The sequence below is a fragment of the Bacillus sp. AP50 genome (genome assembly GCF_040492675.1).
Taxonomy (GTDB): domain Bacteria; phylum Bacillota; class Bacilli; order Bacillales; family Bacillaceae_G; genus Bacillus_A; species Bacillus_A cereus.
The window spans coordinates 1-8,405 of the sequence record NZ_JBEUTW010000302.1 but is presented as its reverse complement, the minus strand read 5'-3'; the positions used below and the strand labels follow the sequence as shown (position 1 = coordinate 8,405).

The window sequence follows — 8,405 nt, the reverse complement described above, 5'->3', positions numbered from 1 at the left end:
TTTATTCAGATGAGGATTATTAATACAGAAGACTTACATGTTTGTAAGTTATGTGTAATGTAATTCGATAGTTTCCCTTACTTATATTTCGTACAATAAAGTTAGAAAGTAAGCCAAATAAGAAGAACAATCACATAACCAAATTGCATTGCTAGTAGCTACTCTTCTTATACCTTTCACCCATGCTACTACAATGTACCCCCTTCCCCTTTATATAATAAAAAAGCCTTAGTCTATATGGACTAAGGCTTTTTTGCTAACCCCTAAAATACCCTTACCCAGTATTTTTATTTTCGACAAAAAATAGCTGGGGGTATATTTCACTATCTCATCGTTAAAAGTTTACTCTTCGCATTTATAGGAATATTTGCAACCTCAATCTCTTCAATCGATTCACCGTAACGTCCTTTTGCAAAAACCTTTAATGCTTCATCTCTCTTTAACATATGCTTAACCGTTTTCTTTATTTTCTGCTCTCTACCACGTTCATCGAATGCAATAAATTCATATTCATACCACTCATCACCAATATGCTGACCAATTGTATTCACAACCGTATAGTATTCTTTCGTCTTATAAAATGGATTATATTTATCGATAACCGGTCCAAGTTTCGTAGGCAGTAACATTACTACTATCACTATCATCGCTATTATAGTAGTGATCATTTTTTTCTTCATAATAAACATTCCTCCTCTGCAGGATATATATACATCCATTTTAAAAAGGGGGAATAAAATCTACTATTGAATCTCATTACATTACACTTACATTTTTGTAAGAATTAAAAAAGGTGAACGAATTTACTCGTTCACCTTTTAGCTTGCTTTAAAGCCACCGCCAAGTACATCACGTACATCATGTATAACAACGAAAGCATCTTCATCTACCCGGCTAATAACTTGTTTTAACTTAACAAGCTCTTGTTTATTAATAACAACATATAAAACTTCTTTATTTTTACCAGTATATCCGCCGCGCCCTTCTAATACAGTAACACCGCGTGTCATATTTTTCGTAATAGCTTCACGAATTAAATCTGGTTGATTCGAAATAATCGTAACAGCCGTTTTTGTATCCATTCCTTCTACAATGAAATCAATCACCTTCGCTCCGATGAACACAGCTACAAGTGTATACATTGCCTTTTCTTGCCCTATTATAAATACAGAACCAGCAATTACAACAATATCAATAATTAGTACGCCTTTACCTACGCTCCAACCTAAATATTGATTTGCTAACCGAGCTAAGATTGCTGACCCTCCCGATGTACCTCCGGCTTTGAACATACAGCCTAATCCAATACCCACAAATAAACCAGCAAATAAAGCTGCTAATAATGTATCACTATTTACATGATACTCAATATGTTCTGTAACGTATAAAAACAAAGATGTTTCTACAATCCCTAAAATTGTATAAATCATTGTTTTCTTATCAAAAAATTTATAACCAATAGCTAGTAAAATTGCATTTATAGCAAAATTCACAATCCCTGGTGACCAATCAAATAAGTAGTACGTAACAACCGTTAAACCAATAATTCCACCTTCCGATAAACGGTTTGGAATTGCAAAGTAATTAATACCAATTGCGAATAATAATGAACCAATTGTAATTAGTGTTATTTCCTTTATACGTTGATTAACCATAGTTCATACCCTCCCCCCATTTGACATTGTATCACTATCTCCTAGAGGTTTAGAAGTGGTTTTTATTCCGCATTTTCCCTCTTAAAAATTGAAATATTATGTTTAAACAGAGGGTTGATTAATTATTCATATTTGCTCTAACTGCACGGACAAATTGCTCCACATTCCCTTTCTGAATATACTTAGCGCGAATGGTTTCATGATTACAAGTAAACTCAAAGTACGGATGAAAATCTATGCTATCTATATGCAAATATGAGTACTCTTTAAATGTTGAAGGATAGTAAGGAAATTTCCCGTAAAACAGGAGGCGTCTAGTAGTGGCAACAAAAATTCCATGTTGATAACATAACATGAAATTATCCTTCTCAAAGATCCCTACCACAAAAACCAAAATCTTTTCATCATCATCTACATACTTTTTCATACTCGATAAAAGTTCATTCATGCATATTCCTCCAAATTCTATTCACTGCTTTAACACTTGAAAAGAATCCATGGATATTACAGACCGGTTTAACTCCTTTATAAAGTATGAAACGCGTTTCCTGTCAAAGATATTTCAAAAAAATAATCCGTTATGCGATTATACACATAACGGATTAAGATTAAACTGTAGAGCGTTCCACAAGTTCGTATGGAATTTCCAGCTTTTCTTGTTTAGAACTCTCGTCATTCACTTTTCTATGCAACATTTCAAAAGCAGTTTTCCCTATCTCCTTTAAATTTTGATCAATAGTTGTCAATTGTAACACTTGCGAGATAGGTTGATTATCAAAGCCAATAATCGCTAAATCCTCAGGAACTTGAATCCCTAATTTTTCAACCTCTGTCATAACCCCAATCGCAACTTCATCACCTGCTACTATTAATGCTCCAGGAAGATCCTGCATCTCTTTTAACTTATGAGCCACTTTTACACCATCTTCTAGTGTAAAACATTCTGTAAAAATCCATTCTTCGTTAACCTCTTCATCTATAGATTGCAATTGCTGTTTATAAACATCAAAACGCTTTTGACTACTCGGCCCTAATTTTCTTCCCGTACAATAGCCAATTTTTTTATAACCTTTCTCAATCAAATAATCCATTCCTAATTGAAAGGCCGCTGAATGATTCGTATATACACTTGAGATGTTTGAAATATCATTATCTTCACAAGCAATTATTGTGCCGTAAGAAGCATACGGTTCTATCGTTTCCCAATCATTTGCACGTGAACAAATAATAAGACCATCCAATTGTTTTGTTTTTAACATATGTAAACTTTTCATTTCTTCTTTTTTATTATAATTCGTTTGGCAAAGTAACACTCTGTAATTATGAGTTAACGCAATCTCCATCATTCCGCTCACCATCGCATCAAAACACGGATGATTAATATACGGTAAAATCACACCAACAATATTCGTCTTTCCTTTTGATAAATGAACAGCATTTGCGTTTTGCGAGTAATTCAATTTCTCAACTATCTCTATAACCGCTTTCCTTTTTTCTTCACTTACATATGGGTGATCATTCAACACTCTCGAAACAGTCGTAACTGAAACTCCCGCCATCTTTGCGATATCTTTAATATTAGCCATGCACTCACCTCTATCTTTAACTTAATGAATCTCATGAACATATGTCAAATCTTCTTATCATTACACCTTCATTTGTTTCTCTTACAAAAGTGTAATTTTTCTGTAAGCTAATTCGATAGTGACTTTCCGCAACATTTCATACAATTAAGTCAGAAACAAGGTAACAACTATTCGAAAAGGAGCGGATTAATATGATGAACAAAATGAAAACGAACAATTTCTTACATACAATGGGCATGGTATTTTCCGCTCTTATCGACGCAAAAGCTGTTGCTTCTACATTAAACAAGTAAGGAGAGTATATTATGAATAACATCACTTTTAACAAATTAGATTTTTTAGGACTAGCTAGTGGCTCGCTTCTTCTTACTGCTTTTATTTACACCGCTACGCTTGTATAACTTTGTGTCCCCTTTCCCCTTTATTATAAATAGTAATAGAAAAGACGACCGTCTATGCCCGGTCGTCTTTTCTTATTTTTGATTTGATTGCAAAGCTTCTTTTAACTCCTCAAACTTCTCATTTAATTGATCTGTCATCATTTTCATAGCGGTTTTTCGATCTATTTGTTCTCCACCCTCAATTTGAATTGGATCTCCAAAAATCAATTGTGCCTTTTTCCCCTTTATTAATTCTTTTACACTTGATGGACCAACATAAGCTGCTGGTACTAACGGAACATTAGAACGCATCGCAATTGTCACAGCACCCGCTTTTAATGAAACATCTTCCGCTGATCTCGTTCCACTTGGAAAAATCCCTACTACCTTTCCTTCTTTTAATAAACGTGATGGAATTTTAAGTGTACTCGGTCCCGGATTCGCGCGATCTACAGGGAATGCATTTACATTTTTAAAGAACCAATTTTTGAATTTCCCTTCAAATAATTCTTTTTTTGCCATGTAATGAATTTGAGTTGGGTACATCCCTGTAGCTAACATTAATACATCCATAAAACTTGTATGTGTACACGCAACAACATACGGACCACCTTCTGGTAGCTTTTCTCTTCCTTGCACTTCTACTTTCCCAGCTGTTTTAAATATATATTTCAACAAAAATGTAATTGGTTTATACATTTATTTCGTTCCTTTCTAAACATCCGAAGTATAATCATATTCTTACAACAATTATAACACTAAGTTTTAGGAGTTGGTAATAAAAATAAGTATGAATTGTTAAATTTCAATTCTTACAAAAGTGTAATTTTCTTGTAAGCTAATTCGATAGTTACTTCTCACCATATTTCATACAATTAAGTCAGAAACAGGGCAACAACTATTCGAAAAGGAGTCGATTGATATGATGAACAATATGAAAACGAACAATTTCTTACATACAATGGGCATGGTATTATCGGCTCTTTTCGATGCAAAAGCTGTTGCTTCTACATTAAACAAGTAAGGAGAACTCATTATGAATAACATCACTTTTAACAAATTAGACTTTTTAGGATTAGCTAGCGGCTCTCTTCTTCTTACTGCTTTTATTTACGCTGCTACGCTTGTATAACTTTGTGTCCCCTTTCCCCTTTATATAGAAAAAGACGACCGTCTATGCCCGGTCGTCTTTTTAATTTTTTCTTTCTTTCAATTCTTTTAAAAGCTGTATCAGCTCAGCTTGTTGTTTTATCTTTTTACGACCATTTCGATTAATTGCTGCAAGCTCACAGGCAACTCCGACGGCGAAGAAAAACAATAAACTTTCTAACATGTAAAATCCTCCATTTGCCTATTAAACAGCTTGACGTAATTGTTCTTCTTGTAAAACTCTCTTATTTATATTTTCTTCTTTTCTCTGACAAACGTTATTGCGAATAAGCGCCGCAATAACAAGTACAGTCCCTATAATATCAAACATTGTGATTTGATACCCTTGCATCATCATAATAGCCAAAGTCGTAATTGGTACAAAATTAATAAATAAAATCCCATTAATGGATGATAAAATTTTCACACCATAGTTCCAAGCAAGTAGCGCTACAATACCTGGCAATGTCATCATAAATAACAAATCATATTTCACAATAGAAATCGTTCCCATACTCGGAACTGAAATATATCCAAGCGACGTAATAATTACCGTTATAATCGCTGTAACAGTCGCACCGAATACACACGTCAACGTAGAATAACGTAATGTTGACCAATCACTACAAGTTTGACCACCCATCGTATAAATAACCCAGCCTACAACACCAATAAATATAAATGCTAATGGGAACATATTATCTTTCAATGTTACAAAGAAACTCATTTCACCTTTTGTAATAACAAACACAGCTCCTACAAAAGCAATAACCATACTCGTTATCATATACTTCTTCGGTTTTATATGCTTATATCCCCATAAAATACAAATAGAAATCATCGGCATAAGTGCTTCCATAATGGAAGCTACCATTACACCCGACTTACCCATCAACATTTGCCCTAAAAATATGAGGACATTATATACTGTAAATGCCATCGTTCCAAAAAAGACGAGTAATTTTCCTCTTCCCTCTAAACGAAATGCCTGTTTTCCTTCTTTCATTAACAACAATACAATCAGCATTATCGCCACTGCTCCATAGCGAATAAGCGAAAAATAAAATGGATCTATGTATTCTAGCGCATGATCAGCAACTGGAAACATCGCTCCCCATGACATACTCGCAATTAAACACGCTAAAGCCCCTATTATCATTTGACCTCTTCTCACCGCAATCCCCCGTTTCTTTCTATTTGCACAAAGAGAATTGTAAAAGAAAAAATATATCACGTAAAATGATTCAAAATGATGTTAACTATCATTTATAATGATAGTTAACATCAAGGGGGATTACAAAATGGAATTACGAGACTTACAAATCTTTAACAGCGTTGCCGATCAGGGTAGTGTAAGTAGCGCAGCAAAGGAATTAAATTATGTACAATCAAATGTAACTGCACGTATTAAACAACTAGAAAACGAATTAAAAACCCCACTCTTTTACCGCCATAAACGAGGAATGACTTTAACAGCTGAAGGAAGAAAAATGCTCGTTTATGTTAGTAAAATTTTGCAAGATGTCGACGAACTAAAACAAGTATTTTTAGATAGCGAAACACCCTCCGGTATATTAAAAATCGGTACAGTCGAAACAGTAAGTACACTGCCTACCATTTTATCTTCTTACTATAAAAGCTATCCGAATGTCGATTTATCATTACAAGCGGGTCTAACAGAAGAATTAATTAGAGAAGTACTAGATCATCAATTGGATGGCGCCTTTATATCAGGTCCTATTAAACATCCACTAATCGAACAATACGATGTTAGTACAGAGAAATTAATGCTTATAACACAAAATAAAGCCTTTCATATAGAAGAATTTACAACAACTCCTCTACTCGTTTTTAACCAAGGATGTGGATACCGCTCCAAACTAGAACGTTGGCTTAAAGATGAAGGTTTGCTACCAAAAAGAATTATGGAATTCAATATATTAGAGACAATATTAAACAGCGTTGCACTCGGCCTCGGAATTACACTCGTACCACAGTCTGCTGTCCATCATCTTTCTAAAGCAGGTAAGGTACATTGTCATGCAATCCCTGAAAAATACGGCAGTATTTCAACGGTTTTCATACGCCGTAAAGATAGCTATATGACGAATTCAATGCGTAGTTTTTTAAAAACAATTGAAGACCATCATCATATCAATATGCTGTGAAAGACATTCTTACATGAATGTCTTTTTTTCTTACAAAAGTGTAAGTCTTTCGTAAGCTAATTCGATAGTTGCAAGTAGCCATATTTCCTATAATTAAGACATAAGCAGGGCAACAACAATTCGAAAAGGAGCGGATACGCATGATGAACAATATGAAATCAAATAAATTTTTAAATACAATGGGCATGGTGCTATCCGCACTTGTCGATGCAAAAGCTGTTGCAACTACATTAAACAAATAAGGAGAGTTTATAATGAACAACATTACTTTCAACAAATCAGACTTTATCGGACTTGCAAGTGGAGCCACTCTTCTTACGGCTTTCATTTATACACTTGCTCAAGGTCTTGTTTAACACTTTGTTTCCCCAACCCCCTTTATATATAGAAAAAGCTGCTCGTCTTATAGACAAGCAGCTTTTTAGTTTGTTTCATATACAATTTGACCTGTTTTCGTAATATCATATCCGCCAATCGCATTTAATTCATTATGAAATTCTTCCGATTGCAGAATGTCTTTCACAACTTCAATCAACTCTTCATTTTCTTTATTCTTCAAAATTACTAAATCATACTGTTCTTTCATGATTGGAATAAAGTCCACATTTACAATTTGCGAAAACTTTTCTGAACCTACTCCTACATCAGCTTTTCCATTTGCAACTTGCGTGGCAACACCAAGATGATTCGATTCTTCCCATTCATATCCACTAATATCAGCTTTATTTAATTTTTGGATTCGTAATTGTTCATCGACTAACACTCTAATACCAGAACCTTTTTCTCGATTTACAAATCGTATAGATGATTGAGATAAATCGGCCCATGTTTTTATATTTTTAGGATTTCCCTTTTGCACATAAAACCCAACGTTCCTTGCTAATAAATTAATCATAGTACATGGTTGTCCAACTAAAATACGTTTTACGTAAGGAACATTATATGTACCCGTTTCTCCATCAAACAAATGAAGACTAACGATACTTCCTTCTCCTTGATACATTTTCACTAAACTCGTTAAGCTACCTTGATACGCCCTTAAAACATTAGAACTTGGCAAACGATTTTCTATACGTTTAGCTAACATATCTAACGTTAGTTCTTGACCACTAATAATACACGTGTTCAAGATACTACTACCATCGTTTTTTACAGGAGTAACTTGTACCTTTCCTGTTTTCATTTGTTTTATATATTGATCTAAATCTGTTGCATCAATGCGCATCTGTCTACCAACTCTATAAGAAGGAAGTTCTCCTTTTTTAATTAAGTCGTATACAGTTAATTTTGATACTTTTAATCGCTTTGCTACTTCTTCCGTTGTGTAGGAATGATGATCCATAGACGATTCCTCACTTTCTCCTTTCATTGTAACAAAGAAAAGAATATTTCTCCTATTTTTTAAAAATAGATATATGTTCAAATTACATTCAATTATAACTAGTTATATTTAGATATAATTAGTTA

12 protein-coding genes are annotated in these 8,405 nt (G+C 33.9%); 4 read left to right on the top strand and 8 right to left on the bottom strand.

What is annotated here, in order from left to right:
- Nucleotides 1-323: 323 nt before the first annotated feature.
- The 4 genes from ABWK52_RS20645 to ABWK52_RS20630 form a co-directional block, all read right to left on the bottom strand.
- Nucleotides 324-680, bottom strand: a complete 357-nt coding sequence (locus ABWK52_RS20645) for a YxeA family protein (RefSeq protein ID WP_000728422.1) — start codon at nt 678-680, stop codon at nt 324-326.
- A 138-nt stretch (nt 681-818) separates the two neighbouring features.
- Nucleotides 819-1,655, bottom strand: a complete 837-nt coding sequence (locus tag ABWK52_RS20640; RefSeq protein WP_000248040.1) for a YitT family protein — start codon at nt 1,653-1,655, stop codon at nt 819-821.
- Nucleotides 1,656-1,773: 118 nt separating this feature from the next.
- Nucleotides 1,774-2,103 (bottom strand): PH domain-containing protein, encoded by a 330-nt coding sequence (locus tag ABWK52_RS20635; RefSeq protein WP_001004250.1) that lies wholly within the window; start codon nt 2,101-2,103, stop codon nt 1,774-1,776.
- 160 nt (nt 2,104-2,263) lie between these two features.
- Nucleotides 2,264-3,241, bottom strand: coding sequence for a LacI family DNA-binding transcriptional regulator (locus ABWK52_RS20630; protein WP_001273899.1), 978 nt, complete (start codon nt 3,239-3,241; stop codon nt 2,264-2,266).
- A 305-nt stretch (nt 3,242-3,546) separates the two neighbouring features.
- Between ABWK52_RS20630 and ABWK52_RS20625 the strand changes: the two genes are divergently transcribed.
- Nucleotides 3,547-3,642 carry a DUF3948 family protein gene (locus ABWK52_RS20625; protein WP_001060008.1) on the top strand — a complete coding sequence of 32 codons (96 nt, stop codon included), beginning with the start codon at nt 3,547-3,549 and terminating at the stop codon, nt 3,640-3,642.
- Between the two features lie 72 nt (nt 3,643-3,714).
- On the opposite strand, the gene ABWK52_RS20620 is transcribed toward ABWK52_RS20625, so the two are convergent.
- Nucleotides 3,715-4,320 carry a lysophospholipid acyltransferase family protein gene (locus tag ABWK52_RS20620; RefSeq protein WP_000277779.1) on the bottom strand — a complete coding sequence of 202 codons (606 nt, stop codon included), beginning with the start codon at nt 4,318-4,320 and terminating at the stop codon, nt 3,715-3,717.
- A gap of 337 nt (nt 4,321-4,657) precedes the next feature.
- Between ABWK52_RS20620 and ABWK52_RS20615 the strand changes: the two genes are divergently transcribed.
- Nucleotides 4,658-4,753, top strand: a complete 96-nt coding sequence (locus ABWK52_RS20615; protein ID WP_001060007.1) for a DUF3948 family protein — start codon at nt 4,658-4,660, stop codon at nt 4,751-4,753.
- A 60-nt stretch (nt 4,754-4,813) separates the two neighbouring features.
- Here the strand turns inward: ABWK52_RS20615 and ABWK52_RS20610 are convergent, their stop codons facing one another.
- Nucleotides 4,814-4,954, bottom strand: a complete 141-nt coding sequence (locus ABWK52_RS20610) for a YrzO family protein (RefSeq protein WP_000894065.1) — start codon at nt 4,952-4,954, stop codon at nt 4,814-4,816.
- Between the two features lie 21 nt (nt 4,955-4,975).
- On the bottom strand, nt 4,976-5,944 hold the full coding sequence (locus tag ABWK52_RS20605; protein WP_141529018.1) for a DMT family transporter: 969 nt from the start codon (nt 5,942-5,944) through the stop codon (nt 4,976-4,978).
- Between the two features lie 127 nt (nt 5,945-6,071).
- Here ABWK52_RS20605 and ABWK52_RS20600 point away from each other — a divergent pair, with 127 nt between their 5' ends.
- Both ABWK52_RS20600 and ABWK52_RS20595 read left to right on the top strand, forming a co-directional pair.
- On the top strand, nt 6,072-6,938 hold the full coding sequence (locus tag ABWK52_RS20600) for a LysR family transcriptional regulator (protein ID WP_098509132.1): 867 nt from the start codon (nt 6,072-6,074) through the stop codon (nt 6,936-6,938).
- Between the two features lie 254 nt (nt 6,939-7,192).
- Entirely contained in the window at nt 7,193-7,294 is a 102-nt protein-coding gene (locus ABWK52_RS20595) for a DUF3948 family protein (protein ID WP_001060018.1), read from the top strand.
- A 65-nt stretch (nt 7,295-7,359) separates the two neighbouring features.
- Here the strand turns inward: ABWK52_RS20595 and ABWK52_RS20590 are convergent, their stop codons facing one another.
- Nucleotides 7,360-8,280 carry a substrate-binding domain-containing protein gene (locus ABWK52_RS20590; protein WP_141537412.1) on the bottom strand — a complete coding sequence of 307 codons (921 nt, stop codon included), beginning with the start codon at nt 8,278-8,280 and terminating at the stop codon, nt 7,360-7,362.
- Nucleotides 8,281-8,405 lie beyond the last annotated feature (125 nt).

Coding starts and splice junctions, on each gene's coding strand:
- ABWK52_RS20615 (WP_001060007.1), top strand. CDS start 4,658: ATGAATAACATCACTTTTAACAAATTAGACTTTTTAGGATTAGCTAGC.
- ABWK52_RS20630 (WP_001273899.1), bottom strand. CDS start 3,241: ATGGCTAATATTAAAGATATCGCAAAGATGGCGGGAGTTTCAGTTACG.
- ABWK52_RS20595 (WP_001060018.1), top strand. CDS start 7,193: ATGAACAACATTACTTTCAACAAATCAGACTTTATCGGACTTGCAAGT.
- ABWK52_RS20610 (WP_000894065.1), bottom strand. CDS start 4,954: ATGTTAGAAAGTTTATTGTTTTTCTTCGCCGTCGGAGTTGCCTGTGAG.
- ABWK52_RS20640 (WP_000248040.1), bottom strand. CDS start 1,655: ATGGTTAATCAACGTATAAAGGAAATAACACTAATTACAATTGGTTCA.
- ABWK52_RS20635 (WP_001004250.1), bottom strand. CDS start 2,103: ATGAATGAACTTTTATCGAGTATGAAAAAGTATGTAGATGATGATGAA.
- ABWK52_RS20620 (WP_000277779.1), bottom strand. CDS start 4,320: ATGTATAAACCAATTACATTTTTGTTGAAATATATATTTAAAACAGCT.
- ABWK52_RS20600 (WP_098509132.1), top strand. CDS start 6,072: ATGGAATTACGAGACTTACAAATCTTTAACAGCGTTGCCGATCAGGGT.
- ABWK52_RS20625 (WP_001060008.1), top strand. CDS start 3,547: ATGAATAACATCACTTTTAACAAATTAGATTTTTTAGGACTAGCTAGT.
- ABWK52_RS20645 (WP_000728422.1), bottom strand. CDS start 680: ATGAAGAAAAAAATGATCACTACTATAATAGCGATGATAGTGATAGTA.
- ABWK52_RS20590 (WP_141537412.1), bottom strand. CDS start 8,280: ATGGATCATCATTCCTACACAACGGAAGAAGTAGCAAAGCGATTAAAA.